The organism is Acetobacteraceae bacterium (assembly GCA_039613835.1).
Lineage (GTDB): Bacteria > Pseudomonadota > Alphaproteobacteria > Acetobacterales > Acetobacteraceae > Sorlinia.
The window spans coordinates 773,645-791,504 of sequence record CP154827.1 but is presented as its reverse complement, the minus strand read 5'-3'; the positions used below and the strand labels follow the sequence as shown (position 1 = coordinate 791,504).

Here is a 17,860-nt window from a genome sequence, read left to right as displayed (position 1 = left end):
CCGACGTCAGTGCGTTATCGCGGCGGGTCGGTAACCCTGCGCCACGACGTAAAGCTCACTCGACTCCTTGCGGGAGGAGGGGGGCTTGACGTGACGCACCGACGCGAAATGCTGTTTGAGGCGCCGCAACATTGTGTGCTCCGACCCACCCTGAAAGACTTTGGCGACGAAGCTGCCCCCCTCCTCCAGTACGGACGTGGCAAAATCCAGCGCGGCTTCCGCCAGTCCCATGATGCGCAGATGGTCCGTTGCGACATGGCCCGTCGTGTTGGGCGCCATGTCGGAGAGGACAATATCCGCTTTACCACCCAGAAGGGTGAGAAGCTGCGTGTCCATTGATGGGTCGGTAAAATCGCCCTCAATGAAATCCGCGCCGCTGACAGGGTCAATCGGGAGGAGGTCGATGCCGACAACGCGCGCCGCATGTCGTTTGACAGCAACCTGACTCCAGCCCCCTGGCGCCGCGCCGAGATCCACAATTTTCGCGCCTGGTTTGATCAGTGAAAAGCGGTCATCCATATCGATCAGCTTGAAGGCGGCGCGTGAGCGCCATCCCTGCGCCCTTGCGGCGGCGACATAGGGGTCATTCAACTGCCGTTGCAGCCAGCGTTGCTGGGATGTTGTCTTGCCTCGCGCCTTGCGCAACGTCACTGCTTTGGCGCGCATCGCGCCGACGCTTTTCCCGTCATGCCCTGCATCTTCCGCACCGGGTTGGGCGGCGCTTTTCAATGCGCGGCCCGGGACGCGCATTGCGGCCTGCGATGATGGACCCGGCTTCCGCCCTGTGCCTTTGCGTTGATCTGATGGCTTCATGAGGACAAATATAACCATTTATCCATATTAACCGCCAAGTAAAATCTCTGACGATTGTCGTAACGCGTCGTAACGCAACGCAATTTTCCGTGCTTCACGCGGCTGATAAGGGGGCAGATTTGGGGCTTGTGTCATGCGGGGCGTAATGCTAAGTCGATGCCACCGAATGCGTGCTGTCATACACGCGCATTTCTGGGGGATAGTTTAGCGGTAGAACTACCGGCTCTGACCCGGTCAGCCCTGGTTCGAATCCAGGTCCCCCAGCCAGTTTTCCTCTTCAATATCGCGCGTTACGGGTGTGCTAAGTTGCCGCTCATCATATGCACCTCATTCCCGATCACCCATAGCGTCCCGCCGACCATGAGGAAGACGATCAGTCCGGTGAACAGAACAAGCTGCAAATCATCGCGATGGGCGCGTTTGAAATCGACATGCAGAAAATATCGGAAATGCACACAGACCTGAATGACCCCGCAAGCCGCGATCGCAATTAACAAGTCACGCCCCTTCAGCACATCGCGCCATAAAAGGCTAAAGGGAATAACCGTCAATATTATCGCGGCGAGGAAGCCAATAAGGTAGTCGCGTCCCGCGGTCCTTTTTTCCGGCGTCATTTGGCAAGCCCTATCAGATAGACGATCGAGAATATTCCGATCCAGATAATGTCGAGAAAATGATAGAAAAGCGCAAGGCACATGATCCGGCTGATAACCGAGAGCGTCAGGCCGAACCGCCCTAATTGCAGCAGCATGATGAGGATCCATAGACAGCCCACCGTGACATGCAGCCCATGCGTACCGACGAGTGCGTAAAAAGATGAGAGAAAGCCACTGGCGGAAATACCGGCCTCCTGTTGCACCATGTCGATGAAGTCAGAGATCTCGAAACCCAGAAAGCCGGCGCCCAGGGTCAATGTGACGATAAGCCGGATCATGGTGCGGGCGACGCTGACCTGACCCTGCGCATTGAGGGTAACGAGTCCGAAAGTAAAGCTGCTGAGAAGGAGGCAGCCCGTCTGAATGGCGGCGCTCTTGAGCTGGAAAAGATCTTCCGGCCCAGGCCCATCGGTGCGATTGCCCCACATAATGGCGTATGTCGCGAAGAGGAGCGAGAAGATCACCAGATCGCTCATCAGGAAGATCCAGAACCCGAACCGCGCCTCCTCAGCACGTGCGCACATGGCGTCGAGCGGGGTTGGGCGCCGTGAACGCCGTGACGGAGAGGGATGACGGTGTGGACATCAGCCTTGCTCCCCATCCGCCAGAGGCATGGTCGCGGCGTCGGAATGATGCGCCGCGAGGGCCTGACGCCAGCGTTTCTCATGCGCCCGGATTTTTTGGTGGAAATCACTTCTTCTTTATCGGGTTGAAAAGTGCTGACGATAATCGTGATGCCGAACCCGATGAGCGCCAGAGCTGCGAGCCAGAAAATATGCCATGTCAAAGCAAATCCGAGCACAATAAGCGCAGCAAGGCAGATGGGCGCAACGGACCTGCTGGCGGGCATGGAGATGGATCGGTAGCTTTCAGGCTCGGGGTTAGGGGTCGCCCGCCTGTTTGGCGACGTAAAACGCGTCGAGACGCGCGACATGCGGGATTTGCGCAAAATTATACTCGGGCGCTGGTGCGGAGACTGCCCATTCCAATGCGCGATCATCCCACGGATCGCCATCAAAAACCGCATATTCCTGTCGTTTCCGAATGCTGACAACGAGCTGTATAATTAGGAAAACGAAAGCGAGGTCGATCAGGACCGCGCCGAACATGGCGATGAGCGCGTAATCATGCCACGCAGCGATTGTGTAGGACTGCGTGCGGCGCGGCATACCCATAAGCCCGGAGACGTAAAGCGGCATGAAGGCGAAGATAAAGCCCCAGACCCAGCACCAGAAGCTGTAATGGCCCAATCTTTCATCCAATCGGAAGCCAAAAGCCTTGGGAAACCAGTAGTGATAGCCACTCAACATGCCGAAGAGCAGGCCCGGTATCAGCACATTATGGAAATGCGCCACCAGAAACACGGTATTATGGACCTGATAATCCAGCCCCGGATTGGCGAGGATAATCCCGGTGCACCCACCCACCGTGAAGAGCAGGATGAACGCACAGGCATAAAGCATCGGGACGGAGAGGCGGATACGGCCGCGAAACATCGTCAAAATCCAGTTGTAGATTTTGACGCCGGTCGGGATGGCAATCAGGATGGTGGCGATCCCGAAAGCGGCATTGACCTGACCATCCTGCCCCATGGTTAAAAAATGATGCAGCCAGACGGTAAAAGACAGCACGGCAATTACGATCGTGGTCCAGACGAGTGAGTGATAACCGTAAAGTGTCTTGGATGAAAAAACCGCAATCGTCTCTGAATAAACCCCGAAAGCGGGCAGGACGAGGATATAGACCTCAGAGTGACCGAACAGCCAGAACATATTGACGTAGTTCATGACATTGCCGCCCAAATCGTTTGTGAAGAAATGGGCATCAAAATAACGGTCCATGGCGAGCATCAATGTCGCGACCGTCAAGGGCGGCATCGCGAAAATGATCAATATGGAGACGCAGAGGCATGTCCAGGTAAAAAGCGGCATTAAAAACAGGCGCATCCCCGGCGCGCGTTTTTTATAGATCGTGACGGTGAAATTAATGCCGGTCATGGTATTGCCGATGGAGCTAAGCGTCAGCGCCCAGATCCAGTAATCGACACCGACATCCGGGCTGAAACCTGTCTCAGTGTAAGGCGGGTAGCCACTCCACCCGCCGGTTGAAAATTTGCCAATGCAAAGGGAAATCATCAGAAGTGCCGCGCCCGCCGTCGTAAAAGCGAGGCTGATGGCATTCATGACAGGGAATGACACATCCCGCGCGCCAATTTGCAAGGGCATGACAAGATTATAGAGGCCGATCATAAACGGCATGCCCATGAAGAAAATCATGATCGTGCCATGCGTCGTGAAAAGCTGCGCAAAATGATCTGGCGGGACAATCCCAGCACTGTTGAAACCCACAACCTACTGCACCCGCATCAGGACCGCTTCCGCAAGGGCCCGCGCCAGCATCACGAAGGCGAGGACGATATACATAATACCGATGCGTTTATGGTCAACGCTCGTCAGCCATTCCCGCCAGAGGCGGCCCCAGAGGCGGTGACGGCTGAGCAGATAAAGCGTGACGAGACCGCCAATCACGACCAGACTGGCCGCCATCATGGCGATCACACTGTAAAAAGGCAAAGCGGTGACGTCGAGACGCCCGAGAAGGAAGTCGCGGGACGTGATGCGGCGCAGCAATTCAGCCATCATTTTGCATTGTTCCCTCTTTGGGTGTCACGGAGGACTTCTTTGAAAATGAAGCCCGACATGTAGCGGAAGACGAGTCCACCCGCCTCTTCACACATGGGGGATGAGGTCATTTGCTGAAGCTGCTCATGCGCGTCCCGGCAGGAGCCCTGCTGATGCGGCACACGGTAAAAGCCGCGCGTTAGCTCCGGCCCCGTGTTGTAAGCATGCTCAATCCATTGGGAGAAAGCATCGCGCGAGACGACATGCACGATAAATTTCTGGTCCTGAAAGCCTTCACCATTGAATTGCGTGTTCTCACCGAGCAGATCCGTCGAGGCACCTGTGCGGAGGTTAAGATGCGTCACCATCCCGCCCATGGCGTAAATCTGTCCGCCAAGGGCGGGGATGAAAAATGATCGCATCGTGCCATCACTTATTCAGGGTAAAGCGGATATTTGTGTTCTCCGGCAATGTGATGGTGTTGACGGTGGCGACGTGATGGTCGGGATAGAGGAAGAGCCATTTCCAGTTCATCCCGATGACCTAGATCTCCAATGTTTCCCCGGCGGTGGGGCGCGCTCCGGACTGTAACGCGTCTGTGGCCCGGCAATCATGATGGCCAGAAACGCGACAATCACCATCGGTTCACTCCAGATGAAAATCTCAAGCGGTCGGTAAAATTCCCAGTCCGGCGCATAGCGCGCCTTGCGATTGCTAATCCGGTAACGCCAGATAATGGCCGGGGAGGGCGATGAAGATCGGCACGAGAACGGCGATGAGGACCACGCCGATCTCGATCATCCATTGACGTTGCAGCGACGCAATCAGACCTGCGGGCGTCAGAAAGCTACTTTCCTTTGGGAGACATGCGGAAAGAAGCAGAAGGCTCATCCCGCCGAGACGGCGCCTGAGAACGGCGAAGAAACGTCGTTTCTTTCGGTGCGTCAGTTGATTTCTCATTGCGAGTAAAGACGGATGTCGATGGGTGGGGTTTTACGAGGCCCGAGTTTTTTCAAAAACGTGTCCTTTACGTCGCGCCAAAGGCAGGCACGGCATCTTCGGACGACAGATTGCGGCGGCGTCAGTAAATTCCCCGTGAAGGATCGGGTTATGTTAATCTTTCCCGGCGCAGCAAAAGCAGGAGAGGGCGCTACATGCATCAGGTCACACCTTTAATCGGTATTCTGGTTGCCGGACTGGGCCTCGCCTTTTTGTTGGGGACGGTGGCACTGCGCTGCAAAATCTCGCCCCTTGTGGGTTACCTTCTGGCCGGTATCCTCATCGGGCCTTTCACACCCGGTTACGTGGCGGATGGAAGCCTGGCACTTGAGCTCGCGGAGGTCGGCGTTATCCTGCTGATGTTCGGGGTCGGGCTTCATTTCTCGATCAAGGATCTCCTCATCGTCAGGCGGGTCGCGGTGCCGAGCGCGCTCGTGCAGGTTGCGGCGTCCGTCGCCATGGGGTTCGGCGTTGGAAAGATGCTGGGGATGCCAACGGGTGCCTCCATTGTTTTCGGCATCGCCCTGAGCGTCGCGAGCACGGTCGTGCTTCTGCGCACGCTTCAGGAGGAAAACCTGATGAATACGGAGCGCGGGCGCCTGGCCGTCGGCTGGTTGGTGATCCAGGATGTCATTACCGTGCTGGCGCTGGTTCTGCTCCCCGCTTTTCAACCGTTCATGAAGGGTGATGTCGGGCAAGGTTTCTCCCTCATGGGGTTGCTTGTGCCCGCCTGCTGGACGGTCATAAAAGTCGCAGCTTTTATCGCGCTGATGCTGGTGCTAGGCAAAAGGCTGATTCCGCGCTTGATGCATTATGTCGCCCGGACAGGCTCAAAGGAATTATTCCGCCTGTCTCTGCTGACATTGTCTCTTGGCGTAGCCTTTGTGGCGGCGCGCTGGTTTGACGTATCCTTTGCACTCGGCGCGTTTCTTGCCGGGATGGTGCTGAGCGAGACCGATCTCAGCCATCGCGCGATGGAGGAAATGCTGCCTTTCCGCGATGCTTTCGCGGTACTGTTTTTTGTCTCAGTCGGGATGTTGTTCAATCCCGCCGTGCTCATCACGGACCCGTGGACGTTATTCCCCACCGTCCTTGTCATCTTGGTCGGCACGCCGCTTGTCGTCATCCTCATATTGCGACGCATGGGGCAGAAATGGAATAATGTGCTGTTTATTGCCAGCGGTCTGGCGCAGATCGGAGAATTTTCCTTTATTCTTGCAGCGCTGGGCATTCAGCTAGGTTTGATGCAGGAATCAACGCGGGACATTATCCTCGGCGCCTCCATTATCTCGATTTTTCTCAATCCCGTTGTCCTGCATCTATCGCAATTGATTGACGCGCGCATCCGGGAGCGCTCATCATCACCGCTACCCGATGAAGGGGATGAAGCTTGCGTCCTCCACGCCCCTTATGCGCCGACGCGATTTACACAGCATGTCGTCATTGTCGGGTGCGGGCGGGTCGGCTCCATCGTGGCGACGCAGCTCGCCGCGGCGGGATGGCAGATCGCCGTTTCCGAAATTGGCAGCATTCCGATGGCGTTGACGGATCGCGAGAATGTGCATGGCGTGATTGGCAATGCGGTGGATCACAAAGTGCGGGAGGCGTTAAATCTCCGTCACGCCCGACTCCTGATTGTCGCCATTCCCGAGACGTTTGAAGCCGGGCAAATTATTGAAAAATCCGTAGCGGCCAATCGAAACCTGACGGTGATTGCACGTGCGCATTTCGATGAGGCCGTAGCCTACCTTAAAAAATGCGGGGCCTCACGCGTGATTATGGGGGAACGAGAAATCGCCGCTGCGATGGTCGATTACACGGAGTCAGGTTCAAAGCCGCCAACATTGCTTTCTGGGGCCGCGGGGCATATCAACTTGGGACAGCAGGGCAGTTGAGGCGAGGCGAATCTTATGATATTTGAACGCATTTTGCTCACCAATGATGATGGGATTGACGCGCCGGGACTGGCTTTACTGCAGAAGATCGCCCATGCCCTGTCAGATGATGTCTGGGTCGTCGCGCCGGAATCTGACCGGAGCGGCACAGGTAGCGCGGTAACCCTCCATGACCCGTTGCGCGTGACCGAGAGAGGGGCGCAAAAATTCGCCATATCCGGCTCCCCGGCTGATTGTGTCGTGCTCGCCATGCGTCATTTGATGAAGGATGCCCGCCCGAGCCTTGTCTTGTCAGGCATTAATCGCGGGGCGAATATCGGCCATGAGACGTTGTTATCCGGCACAGTCGGGGCGGCGATGGTGGCGCATATGTTCGGCAGCCGGTCCATCGCGCTGAGCCAGCTTTTTCTTGAAGGGGAAATCAGCTGGGCGGCGGCGGAGAGTGTGGCTTCTGATGTCATCAAACATCTGGCAACGGAGATTTTACCGGTCTCACCGTGCCTTAATGTCAATTTCCCGGCCTGCGCGGCGGCGGATGTGCGTGAGATGATTTTCACAAATCAGGGTTTCGGGGGGTTGAGTGATGTCGATGTTGTCGTGCGTCAGGATATGCAGGCGCGGGAATATCACTGGATCTCCATGCAATATCGCCACCGCGAATTTGCATCCGGGAGTGAGGGCGCGGCCCTTCTGCAAAACCATGTAACTGTGACGCCCCTGCAAATCGACCGTACCCACCTTTCAGCGCTTGAGACGCTGCATGACCGGATGGGCCTGTCCCCTCAGCTTAAGGTGTGAGGAAGCGTTTATTGCCCCTTTCATAAAATGGTGACGTAGGGGGAGGTCCATCGCGTTATGCCATTTGATGATATGATCCTTTATGAAGTCCCGTTGAAGATCGGGCTTCGTGATATTGTGATGATGAAGGTGAGTTAGTTTGGTCAAGGCAATATCCGCACTCCCGATTTCTGAGGCGGAAATATCTGTTGATGCGCATTATCTGGATGCATTGAGAAAAGCGGGTTTTCAGGGGGAAATCGCGCAGGGCGAGGATTCCCGCATCGTCTTTTCGACCGATAACTCGATTTATCGCCAACCACCGCGCGCCATCATCTTTCCCATTGATGAGAATGACGTTGCACTCGCCATGCGGATCGCAGGACAGGCGGCTTTCAGGACGGTCACTTTCGCACCCAGAGGCGGCGGAACAGGGACGAATGGCCAGTCCCTGACAAATGGCATCGTGCTTGATCTTTCACGCCACATGAATGCGATTTTGGAGATCAACGTCGCGGAGAGATGGGCGCGCGTTCAGCCGGGCGTCGTGAAGGATCAGCTCAATGCGGCGCTGAAGCCTTACGGCCTCTTCTTCGCGCCGGAACTTTCAACATCCAATCGTGCGACGATTGGCGGGATGGTAAGCACCGATGCGAGCGGTCAGGGGAGTTGCACTTACGGCAAAACCCGCGACCATGTCCTCGCGCTGAAAACCGCTCTGCTGGGTGGCGATGTGCTGACAACGCATCCCGTTGCCACATCCGCCCTGGAAGCGACCTACCCGAAATCCGGCCGAGCAGGGGAAATCGCGCACGCGCTGCATCGTCTGGCGACCGAAAATCAGGATTTGATTGCGGAGATCTTCCCCGAGCTTAATCGTTGCCTGACAGGTTATGACCTCAAGCACCTCATGCCGGGTGACGGCGTTTTCGACCCGAACAGCGTCCTTTGTGGCGCGGAGGGGACGCTTGGGGTGGTGGTGGTGGTCAAGCTCAATCTTCTGCCCGTGCCGAAACATGTGACGCTGATCAATGTGCGTTATGAGAGTTTCATGGACGCGCTGCGGGATGCGCGTCACCTGATGGCGAAAAAACCGATCTCGATTGAGACGGTTGACTCCCGCGTGCTTGATCTCGCAATGCAGGATGTGAGCTGGTACGGCGTCGCGGATTATTTCCCGTCCGATCCCGAGAAGCCAACGCGGGGCATCAATATCATTGAGTTCTCCGACGATGATGCGGAAATTCTGGCACATCGCGTCGCGGACTTCACAGATGATTTGACAAGCGGCGCAGCGGGACGATTGGGATATACATGCGCGCAGGGCGATGCGGCGGTCAAAAGCGTCTATGCCATGCGCAAGCGCGCTGTCGGGCTTTTGGGAAATGTCAGTGGTGAAGCCCGACCACAGCCTTTCGTTGAGGATACGGCCGTCCCGCCGGAGCATCTGGCGGACTATATCGCCGCCTTCCGCGCACTATTGGACGCGCATGGGCTGGAATATGGCATGTTCGGCCATGTGGATGCCGGGGTGCTGCATGTGCGCCCGCTGCTGAATATGCGAAAAGCTGAGGATCGCGCCCGGATCAAGCCGATCTCGGATGAGGTCGCGGCATTGACGCAGAAATATCACGGCCTGCTCTGGGGTGAGCACGGGAAGGGCCTGCGGTCGGAATATGTGCCGCGCTTTTTCGGTGCGCTTTACCCTGTGTTGCAACAGGTCAAAGCGCTTTTTGACCCGCATAATCAGCTCAATCCCGGCAAAATCGCGACCCCCGCCACCCTGCCGGAAGCATCTCTCACCGGTATTGAGGATGTGCCGATGCGGGGCGCGCATGACCAGCGCATCACCCCGCCCGTCTGGAAGTCTTTCGGCGCAGTCATGCATTGCAATGGCAATGGGGCCTGTTTCAATGACAACGTTAATGACCCGATGTGCCCCTCATGGAAAGGTACGCGCGACCGTCGCTATTCACCGAAAGGCCGGGCGCAGTTGGTCAAGGCGTGGCTGGACAGGCAGATTGTTTCCGGCACGGATATCGCGGCGCTGGAGCGGGAAGGCGGCCTGGCCGTCGTGAAACGGTTTTTCACGCGGCAGCGTCGGACGGGCGCGGATTTCTCGCATGAGGTTTATGACGCGATGGCGACCTGCCTCGCCTGTAAATCCTGCACACGCCAATGCCCGGTGCATGTCGATGTGCCGGATCTTCGGGCGCGGTTTCTGTCGCTGTATCACACAAGATTTTCACGTCCCATCAAGGATTATCTGATTGCCGGCCTTGAGCCTTTGCTCATCGTCGCGGGTCACGCGCCGCGCCTTTATAACGGGCTGCTGATGGGCAATAAATGGGCGGCACGCGTCGCGCGGCTCAAATTCGGGCTTGTGGACCTGCCCGCATTGTCGACACAACGTTTCTGGCGCGCCTGTCGACGCCTGGGCGTTCGCACCGCGACTTTGCGTGAGATGCAGAAATTGTCGGATGAAAACCGCGCCCGCAGCGTCGTTTTTGTCCCGGATGTTTTCACCAGCCAGATTGAAACGCATGTCGTGCTGGATGCGATGGAGGCGGCGCGGCGTCTTGGCTTCAGGGTTTACGTGACACCGCCCGTTATGACGGGGAAGCCGTTACAGGTTTACGGCTTTACCAGGCTCTTTGAATTTGTCGCCCGGCGCAGTCTGCGCAGATTACAGCGACTGGCGGATAGCGGAATGACGCTGGTCGGGGTGGACTCGGCCATGACACTTGTCTTCCGGCAGGAATATCGTCATCTCGGCGATATTGGCGTGCTGCCGGAAATCAAGTTGATCCATGAATGGCTTCATTGCGTGACTTCCGACCTGCAGTTGTCGGGACCGATCAATGAAGGACAGATATCTCGCCACACGCTGATGCTTCATTGCACTGAAAAGACGAGTCTCGCCGACTCACCGCAAAAATGGCGCGAGATTTATCAGCGTTTCGGTCTGACCCTGGATATTGCGGAGACAGGTTGTTGCGGCATGTCCGGCGCATTCGGGCACGAGGCGACCAATCGGGCACTGTCGCGCGAGATCTTCAGCCTTTCCTGGGAGCCTCGTCTCGCTGGTGAACCTCAAGGGAAATTTCTAGCAACCGGGTTTTCATGCCGGAGTCAGGTCAAGCGTTTCCGTAATGAGAAGCTAATGCACCCCGTCTCCGTCATCGCCGCCCGTTTGCGCTGGGCGGCGGCGGAGCTTCGGGAGTTTCAGCCTCCGTCAAAGGTTGAAATCAGATAATCGTATAGCCGCCATCAATCAGCAGGTCGGCACCATTAATCATGTCCGCCCCGCGGGAGGAGAGGAAGAGAACCGCCGCGGCGATCTCGGAGGGTTCAGCAAAACGCCCGACGGGGATTTGCTGTTTTGCCGCTTCACCCTTTTCACCCGCCCAGGCTTTTTTACCCAGCTCGGTCACCACAATGGTCGGTGAAATCGTGTTGACGGTGATGCTGTGACGTCCCCATTCCGCGGCGAATGTTTTGGACATGCCGATGACGCCGAATTTCGAAGCGCAGTAAGCCACGTGCTCTGCAATCGCGACACTGCCGGCCTGTGACGCCATATTGATGATTTTCCCGCCTGTGCGCTGCGCGATCATGACGCGACCAACCTCCTGCGTGACGAGGAAAGTGCCTTTGAGATTAATGTTGATCGTCTTATCCCATTGCTCAACCGTCAGCTCTTCAGCGGGTGCCAGATGGACGACTCCGGCGCAATTGATAAGGATATCAATGTGCCCGAACATTGTTTTGACGTCATCAACCATCGTCTCAACGGATTCAGGTGATGATACGTCGCAGGTGAAAGCATGGGCGTCCGTGCCGACGAGCCGCACCGTGGCCTCGGCACGCTCCCGCTGAACATCAACCGCCGCGATCTGCGCTCCCTTCTCGGCAAGGGCCTCCGCAATGGCGGCCCCGATGCCTGAGCCCGCGCCAGTGACGAGGGCAGTCTTGCCGATCAAGGGGAAATTGAGATCGACTTTTGTCGAGGAAGAAATCATCTCGGATCACCGTCATCAATATTTACTATCCGACCTCATACGTCAATTTTGAGACGTCGGAAATGGGGCCGAAGATTATTTTTACGTCTTTGATGAACAAAATTGGCGATAGATCTCAATTTTCAATCAATACTTCCTTAAGCTGGTCAAATTGCGTGACACCGAGAATGGCCATGCATCGCGCGATATCCTCCGTGACGAGCATGATCGCCTTGGCGACACCGGATTCTCCGGCCACGGCGCAGGCCTGCAGAAAAGGCCGCCCCATCAGCACGAGATCCGCGCCCAGCGCCATGGCTTTCAGCACGTCATTGCCGGAGCGAAAACCACCATCAATCATTAGCGGGTAATCGGGCAGGCGGGCGCGCGTTTCCATCAAAGCCTCCATGGGGCTGATTGTTGTATCGATCTGTCGCGCGCCGTGATTGGAGAGCAACACGGCGTGTCATGACGATGCGCGACGCGGCCCTCCAGCCGGTCAGCATCATAATGGACCATAGCCGCGCCGCCCGTCGGCGCGAGGTCGAAAGGCACCTTATATGTCTCACCGAAAATCGTGACGCCGGTCTCAACTTTGTCGATCTGACGCAAGCGGAAGGGCTGCCAGAGGAGCGCATGGAAGGCGGCTTCATTATAATGAAGCGAGATTTCCGCACCGGCGCCATTTCGGACATATTCATAAACGGCGCGGGGAAGGCACGACTTGCTGAGTTTTTCAAAATCCTCAAGACAATAGACGCGATTGAGGCGATGTCTCGCGATGAATCCTGCCAAACTGCCCTCCTCATCCTGTCGTTTTTAGATCGTGACCTGTTCCTGACGGTGCAATGTTTGGATGCGGTCCGCCGTGCGTAAAGCCAATGCCGTGATGGTCAAAGACGAATTGACTCCGCCTGTCGTCGGAAAGACGGAACCATCACAGATCCAGAGGTTGCGAATATTCCAACTTCGATAGTCAGCATCCACGACACTTTCCTGCTGACTGGAGCCCATCCGCGCTGTGCCCGCAAGGTGGTTCGTGTCGTTTTCCTGTCGCCAGCAATCTGCAATCCCGGCACTTTCGAGGCTTTGCTGCATTTTATCCAGGGCATGGGCGATCATGCGCTTGTCATTTTCAAGTCAGGAATAGGAAATAAGCGGCACAGGCAGGCCATACTGGTCGCGTTCTGAGGAGAAGGTGACGCAATTATCAAGGCTCGGCAGCATTTCACCCACCATTTTCAACCCGACCTGATGGTTGTAGCGACTCATCTCATCGCGCAGCGCCTGCCCCCACAAATTCCGCCCGCTTGAAAGCGCGCCTGACCATTCGACGGGCAGGGGGCCTTGCGACATCCAGCAATAACCGCCGAAGAAATCTTTCTTATCGTCGTAATTCCAATGTTCCGTGATCGTCATGGAGGGTGCCCCTTATTCCATCGGATCATCTCATCCGAAACGCCAAAAACCGCCTGATTGGATTGCACCATCAAGCAACGGCCCAATAGCCCTGAACTGTTTGACAGGCCGTCAGGGAAACGCGGCGTTGCAGAGTTCAGGAGTAGGCGCGGCGTTTCGATGGCGTAATCCGCGACGATGACGTTTTTGGCGCGTTGGAAATGCCAGCTCCCATTGCGGAAATAATACACCCCCGTCGCACGGTCCCGTGCATCGACCTCCACGCGTCCGACCATGGCGAGGTCACGCATTTCCGCCCCCGCTTTGACCGCACGCGGAATATATGTCACGAGTTGACTTTGCTTGGCGTTGGTGGAGCACCCTACTCGGCAGAACCCGCGATAAACGCAGGATGGCGCATGATGGCGCGGGGCGGAGAGGGTCGCAAGCGGCGTTTCCACCCAGTCATATCCCATCGCTTCAGCCCCGCGGGCCAGGACTTCACCCGCCGCATTGATTTCATGCGCGCGATAGGGATATCGCGGGCGGCGCGGCCCCCAAGGATAAGTGAGGGGCCGGAAATGGCGAGGTTGCGCTCGGCAATATCGTAATAACCCCCATCTCCCGCCAATCGATCGGCCAATCGGCGCCATAGCCCAGCTTTGTCCGCGACAGGAACCAATCCGGCCGGAAACGAAGCGACACCATGGCATAATGTACGGTTGAACCCCCGACTGCCTTGCCACTATTATTCTTGCCCATGGCAATGGGGTTTTCCCCGATGACAAGGCGGTTATCCGTCCAGAAGAGCTGGCTTTGACTCGTTTCGTCCGACGCGAAATCCTCCAACGGACGAAACCACGCGCCCGCATCGAAACCCACGACGGAATAGCCCATCTCCGCCAGCCGCGCGATCAGCGGCCCGCCACCGGCACCGGTCCCGACCATGACAAAATCCACGTCATCTGGATCCCGATGGCACTACATCGGGATCCAGCGGCCACGATGAAACACATCGGGTGCCTCTCCATTTATGCCGCGCGGCGTGGCCATCGGATCAGCGGACATTTTGATTGATCTTTCGGACTTTGCTGACTTGACCATCTTCCGCTGAAACAGCTTCCCACGGGTCACGCTCATTGGCATGCATTCGGACATAGCCGCGCGGACTTGCCGGGCGCCATAGCCAATCTCACTCCACGCCACGGGATGGGCGTAATAAGCGGCGATAATTTCGGACATGAGATGCGTGCTGAAAAAGAGTTTCGCCGGGATCTCCGCCCAGCGCGGCGCTTTCACATCGCCATTTCTACCGCTTTCAATAAGGCGTCCTGCTAATCAATGAGCAAAAGCGGGAATTTGCGGTGATGAAGGTGGTTAGCCTCGTCCTCAATCGCCTGAAGCCCCATCGGCCAGGCGATCTCACGCGGAGGGAGGTCGATATTACGAAAGCCGGGCTGATTGCCCTCGATGAGATCCCTGTCAATATAAGCTGCAAGCGGGATGCGTGGCCGGGAAGGCGGTTGCGGGATGATCCCCGGTCACAAATCGCATTCAGCGTGTCCCATGCTTCCGGCGAGAAGAAGTTCGGGCGGTCCTCGATGGCCAGCCACGCATCAATCACGGCGCGCGTGGCGTCATTCCAGGAATGACGAGCGCGTTTCCGCATGACATTATAGCCGGGATAAAGATCGCGCTCAGTCATCCGGATGGTCCTCCATCAGCCCGAGGGCGGCGAGGCCAGTGAGGGCCAGGCCGGTAAAAGCAGGTGGTGCGGGGAGGGGCGGACCATTGAGGATATTTTGCTGCCAGTTACGCCAGCCATCCATGTCGCGCCCCACGCCTATCGAGTGAAAAGATCGTGCCCGCAAAGCCCATCGCCGCTGTGGCGCGCAGCCACCCAGCGCGTTTTGAGCGCCGACATCCCTGCGGGGCCTGAAGCGGCTCTCAGGAGAAGTGCCGCCGCGACGGGGGCATCGTGACGGGTAGATACATGGCCGGATTATGATAACTTCCACGAAAATGCAGAAGCCACGCCTCAGCCGTCGTGCCAATCAGGTCGCTACTTGTCAAAATGCTGACGACGCGCCCGGCGGGGATACCATGCACGGTGGGCGGGTGGCCAAGCGGCGTGGCGCGGACACGTTCAGAAAGATATCCCAACATGCCGGGCAGGCCGATCGCAAAAGGCGCACCCAGAGGTACACCGTAAAACAGGTTCTGCCAACTGATGCGCCCCGTTCTTTTATAGAGACGTTGCGCAGATGGAAAAACGTCCCGATCACGCCCACCGTGCCAGTGATGACAAAGACGGAATCCCGTACGACATGCGTCGCGCGTCGATGATCCGCCGTGCCGTGCAGGCTGACGGCGAGGGCGGCGGCGGATGTCAGGAGCGGCGTATACATGGCCGGATTTTTTAAGCTGCCCCGATAATGCTCAACCGCGCTATCCATCAGGACGGAGGCCGCCAAAGTGGCGGAAGCGACATTGAGGCGATGGGCGGCTCTCTCTGCTGAGCGCGGGTCGGGGACGGGCTTACCCGTCCGGATGAGGGGCGAGATCAGCGCGCTGAGGGCAGGCGCGAGACGTTGCAAGGCCCGTGATTGGCCGAGATCCCCCACGCGGTGACGTGACAGGCCCAATGATTTCATGGAGCGCATGGGCGCGTCAGTCGCGACGGCGCGGCAGGAAGGAGGCAAGCACCTGACGCGCGGAATTCACCATCGTGCTCGCGCGTTCAGGCTCATCAATCAGGGAGGTCATGAAGGCTTTCGCCTGGGCGAGGGTGATATGTGGCGGGAGCGGCGGCACATTCGGGTCTGTCTTGGCTTCCAAAATGACGGGCCGGTCAGCATTCAGCGCCTCATCCCAGGCGGCGCCGAGCCGATCCGGCGCATTGACGAAGATGCCACGCAAACCTAGGAGCTCCGCATATTTGGCGAAAGGAAAATCCGGGATGGATTGCGTGGCTTCCGTCTTTCCGGCGCCGGATTGCGCGCGCTCTTCCCACGTCACCTGATTAAGGTCTTCATTATTCAAAACCAGGACGATCAAACGGGGGTTGGACCAGTTTTTCCAATATTTGGAAATGGTGATCATCTCATTTATGCCGTTCATCTGCATCGCGCCATCTCCCATACAGGCAATGACCGTGCGTTCCGGATAGGCCATTTTGGCGGAAATCGCATAAGGCGTCCCCGCGCCGAGCGAGGCCAACCCGCCTGAGAAGGAGCCTTTCATCCCGTCGCGGAATTTGAGGTCACGCGCATACCAATTGGCGACAGAGCCTGAGTCCGCCGTGATGATGGCGTTATCCGGCAAACGGGGCGACGACTCCCAGAAGACTCGCTGCGGGTTTAACGGGGTGGCCTCCTGCATCGCCCGGCTTTCAAGGAGCTTCCACCAGCTTGCGACATTATTCTCGATTTTCTTGCGCCATTTGCGGTTGGATTTCGGTTTCAGCAGGGGGAGGAGTGCTTTGAGAATGGATGCACTATCCCCCTGGAGGCAGACATCCATCGGGTAGCGGAGAGACATATTGGCGGGCTCAATATCAATCTGCACCCCTTTTGCCTTCCCCGGATCGGGGAGGAATTTTCTATAGGGGAAGGCGGAGCCGACCATGAGAAGCGTGTCGCATTTCTTCATCATGTCCCAGGAAGGTTTAGTCCCTAACAAACCCATTGAGCCTGTGACGAAAGGATAATGATCGGGCACGGCGGCCTTGCCCAAAAGCGCCTTGGCAATCCCGGCCCCCAGAGTTTCCGCGACGGTCAGCAACGCTTCGGTGGCGTTCAGCGCACCGGCGTCAGCGAGGATGGCGACGCGTTCCCCCTTATTGAGAATACGCGCCGCCTCGTGCAGGCCAGCAATATCCGTGACATGCGCGAACGTCGTTTCACCAATGCCTGTATGGGTGAAACCATGGGCGTTGGGCGCTTCCTTGAAAGGTTTGATCTGCACGTCATTGGGGATGATGACGACAGTCGGCACGTGCTTGTCGCGCGCGATGCGCACGGCACGGTCAATCGCGTGGCGGATCTGATAAGGGTTGGAGACGGTGACGACATAGTCATTGGCGAGGTCTTTGCAGAGGGATTGCAAGTCAACCTCCTGCTGGTAATTTGCGCCGATACAGGTGCTTGCCTTCTGGTCCATAATGGCCACCACCCCGACATGATCCATCTTGGCGTCGTAAAGTCCATTCAGTAAATGGATGGCGCCCGGGCCGGAGGTGGCTAAGCAAAGCCCCGGCTGGCCGGTGAATTTGGCATGAGCCGAGGCCATGAAAGCGGCCATTTCCTCGTGCCGGACCTGCACATATTCAAGGTCACCCTGATCGACCGCTTTCTGCAGAGCAAGGTCAATGCCGCCGATCCCGTCTCCCGGATATCCGTAAACGCGGTGGAGGCCCCATTCCTTCAGGCGTTTAAGGAGATATTCGCTCACATTCATCGGGAAGACCATCTTCTCTTCGGATTTTCAACGCGGCCATCATCCACCTCTGAAAATGACGGAAGTGACGGCCATTTCCTACCCGACGGCTGAAGGTGCGACAGACAGGAACCCTAAGATTTTCGAACGAAAATGGATTTGGTTTGGTTTCCAAAATTCCGTGTATCGTGAGAGAGGTCGTGGGGCGGTTTTTCCCGCGGGTACAGCGCGGTCAGCCGTGTCGAAAGGGTCCTTTCAGCATG

The 17,860-nt window shown here is 57.2% G+C and carries 23 protein-coding genes and 1 tRNA gene; 5 read left to right on the top strand and 19 right to left on the bottom strand.

Going from position 1 to position 17,860, the window contains the following annotated elements:
* Positions 1–6: 6 nt before the first annotated feature.
* Positions 7–813, bottom strand: a complete 807-nt coding sequence (locus AAYR33_04535) for an RlmE family RNA methyltransferase (GenBank protein XAO72168.1) — start codon at positions 811–813, stop codon at positions 7–9.
* Between the two features lie 193 nt (positions 814–1,006).
* On the opposite strand from AAYR33_04535, the gene AAYR33_04530 reads away from it, so the two are divergent.
* Positions 1,007–1,080 (top strand) — tRNA-Gln (locus tag AAYR33_04530).
* Between the two features lie 23 nt (positions 1,081–1,103).
* On the opposite strand, the gene cyoD is transcribed toward AAYR33_04530, so the two are convergent.
* The 6 genes from cyoD to AAYR33_04500 form a co-directional block, all read right to left on the bottom strand.
* Positions 1,104–1,427, bottom strand: coding sequence for a cytochrome o ubiquinol oxidase subunit IV (gene cyoD / locus AAYR33_04525; protein XAO72167.1), 324 nt, complete (start codon positions 1,425–1,427; stop codon positions 1,104–1,106).
* Positions 1,424–1,993: a cytochrome c oxidase subunit 3 gene (locus AAYR33_04520; GenBank protein ID XAO72166.1), complete on the bottom strand. Its 570-nt coding sequence runs from the start codon at positions 1,991–1,993 to the stop codon at positions 1,424–1,426. The genes cyoD and AAYR33_04520 overlap by 4 nt, the downstream gene beginning before the upstream one ends.
* Positions 1,994–2,350: 357 nt before the next feature.
* Positions 2,351–3,817, bottom strand: coding sequence for a cbb3-type cytochrome c oxidase subunit I (locus AAYR33_04515; GenBank protein XAO72165.1), 1,467 nt, complete (start codon positions 3,815–3,817; stop codon positions 2,351–2,353).
* A 3-nt stretch (positions 3,818–3,820) separates the two neighbouring features.
* Positions 3,821–4,111 (bottom strand): hypothetical protein, encoded by a 291-nt coding sequence (locus AAYR33_04510; protein XAO72164.1) that lies wholly within the window; start codon positions 4,109–4,111, stop codon positions 3,821–3,823.
* A complete protein-coding gene (locus AAYR33_04505) occupies positions 4,108–4,512 on the bottom strand; it encodes a hypothetical protein (GenBank protein XAO72163.1) in 405 nt (134 codons plus the stop codon). The genes AAYR33_04510 and AAYR33_04505 overlap by 4 nt, the downstream gene beginning before the upstream one ends.
* Positions 4,513–4,804: 292 nt before the next feature.
* Complete coding sequence (locus AAYR33_04500; protein ID XAO72162.1) at positions 4,805–4,981, bottom strand: hypothetical protein; 177 nt, start codon at positions 4,979–4,981, stop codon at positions 4,805–4,807.
* Between the two features lie 263 nt (positions 4,982–5,244).
* On the opposite strand from AAYR33_04500, the gene AAYR33_04495 reads away from it, so the two are divergent.
* The 3 genes from AAYR33_04495 (at position 5,245) to AAYR33_04485 (ending at position 11,017) form a co-directional block, all read left to right on the top strand.
* On the top strand, positions 5,245–6,984 hold the full coding sequence (locus AAYR33_04495) for a cation:proton antiporter (GenBank protein ID XAO72161.1): 1,740 nt from the start codon (positions 5,245–5,247) through the stop codon (positions 6,982–6,984).
* A 15-nt stretch (positions 6,985–6,999) separates the two neighbouring features.
* A complete protein-coding gene (surE, locus tag AAYR33_04490; protein XAO72160.1) occupies positions 7,000–7,782 on the top strand; it encodes a 5'/3'-nucleotidase SurE in 783 nt (260 codons plus the stop codon).
* 139 nt (positions 7,783–7,921) lie between these two features.
* The gene (locus AAYR33_04485; protein XAO72159.1) at positions 7,922–11,017 is read left to right on the top strand and encodes an FAD-binding and (Fe-S)-binding domain-containing protein; all 3,096 of its coding nucleotides are present in this window, start codon (positions 7,922–7,924) and stop codon (positions 11,015–11,017) included.
* On the opposite strand, the gene AAYR33_04480 is transcribed toward AAYR33_04485, so the two are convergent.
* The 8 genes from AAYR33_04480 to AAYR33_04445 form a co-directional block, all read right to left on the bottom strand.
* Positions 11,010–11,783, bottom strand: coding sequence for an SDR family oxidoreductase (locus AAYR33_04480; protein XAO72158.1), 774 nt, complete (start codon positions 11,781–11,783; stop codon positions 11,010–11,012). The two genes, AAYR33_04485 and AAYR33_04480, sit on opposite strands and share 8 nt — an antisense overlap.
* A 115-nt stretch (positions 11,784–11,898) precedes the next feature.
* Positions 11,899–12,171 (bottom strand): alpha-hydroxy-acid oxidizing protein, encoded by a 273-nt coding sequence (locus AAYR33_04475; protein XAO72157.1) that lies wholly within the window; start codon positions 12,169–12,171, stop codon positions 11,899–11,901.
* The gene (locus AAYR33_04470; protein ID XAO72156.1) at positions 12,159–12,557 is read right to left on the bottom strand and encodes an alpha-hydroxy-acid oxidizing protein; all 399 of its coding nucleotides are present in this window, start codon (positions 12,555–12,557) and stop codon (positions 12,159–12,161) included. Before AAYR33_04470 ends, AAYR33_04475 begins: the two co-directional genes overlap by 13 nt.
* A gap of 24 nt (positions 12,558–12,581) precedes the next feature.
* On the bottom strand, positions 12,582–12,884 hold the full coding sequence (locus tag AAYR33_04465; GenBank protein XAO72155.1) for a GMC family oxidoreductase: 303 nt from the start codon (positions 12,882–12,884) through the stop codon (positions 12,582–12,584).
* A gap of 18 nt (positions 12,885–12,902) precedes the next feature.
* The gene (locus AAYR33_04460) at positions 12,903–13,181 is read right to left on the bottom strand and encodes a hypothetical protein (GenBank protein ID XAO72154.1); all 279 of its coding nucleotides are present in this window, start codon (positions 13,179–13,181) and stop codon (positions 12,903–12,905) included.
* Complete coding sequence (locus AAYR33_04455) at positions 13,178–13,636, bottom strand: GMC family oxidoreductase N-terminal domain-containing protein (GenBank protein XAO72153.1); 459 nt, start codon at positions 13,634–13,636, stop codon at positions 13,178–13,180. The genes AAYR33_04460 and AAYR33_04455 overlap by 4 nt, the downstream gene beginning before the upstream one ends.
* Positions 13,637–13,679: 43 nt before the next feature.
* A complete protein-coding gene (locus AAYR33_04450; GenBank protein XAO72152.1) occupies positions 13,680–14,108 on the bottom strand; it encodes a hypothetical protein in 429 nt (142 codons plus the stop codon).
* 33 nt (positions 14,109–14,141) lie between these two features.
* Entirely contained in the window at positions 14,142–14,459 is a 318-nt protein-coding gene (locus AAYR33_04445) for a hypothetical protein (GenBank protein XAO72151.1), read from the bottom strand.
* A gap of 65 nt (positions 14,460–14,524) precedes the next feature.
* Here AAYR33_04445 and AAYR33_04440 point away from each other — a divergent pair, with 65 nt between their 5' ends.
* The gene (locus AAYR33_04440) at positions 14,525–14,812 is read left to right on the top strand and encodes a hypothetical protein (GenBank protein XAO72150.1); all 288 of its coding nucleotides are present in this window, start codon (positions 14,525–14,527) and stop codon (positions 14,810–14,812) included.
* Between the two features lie 45 nt (positions 14,813–14,857).
* Here AAYR33_04440 and AAYR33_04435 read toward each other — a convergent pair whose 3' ends face one another.
* The 4 genes from AAYR33_04435 to AAYR33_04420 all read right to left on the bottom strand — a co-directional run bounded on the left by AAYR33_04435 (position 14,858) and on the right by AAYR33_04420 (position 17,618).
* Positions 14,858–15,001 carry a hypothetical protein gene (locus AAYR33_04435; GenBank protein XAO72149.1) on the bottom strand — a complete coding sequence of 48 codons (144 nt, stop codon included), beginning with the start codon at positions 14,999–15,001 and terminating at the stop codon, positions 14,858–14,860.
* Between the two features lie 106 nt (positions 15,002–15,107).
* The gene (locus AAYR33_04430; GenBank protein XAO72148.1) at positions 15,108–15,233 is read right to left on the bottom strand and encodes a hypothetical protein; all 126 of its coding nucleotides are present in this window, start codon (positions 15,231–15,233) and stop codon (positions 15,108–15,110) included.
* Positions 15,230–15,814: a hypothetical protein gene (locus tag AAYR33_04425; GenBank protein XAO72147.1), complete on the bottom strand. Its 585-nt coding sequence runs from the start codon at positions 15,812–15,814 to the stop codon at positions 15,230–15,232. Before AAYR33_04425 ends, AAYR33_04430 begins: the two co-directional genes overlap by 4 nt.
* Positions 15,815–15,830: 16 nt before the next feature.
* The gene (locus AAYR33_04420; GenBank protein ID XAO72381.1) at positions 15,831–17,618 is read right to left on the bottom strand and encodes a thiamine pyrophosphate-requiring protein; all 1,788 of its coding nucleotides are present in this window, start codon (positions 17,616–17,618) and stop codon (positions 15,831–15,833) included.
* Positions 17,619–17,860 lie beyond the last annotated feature (242 nt).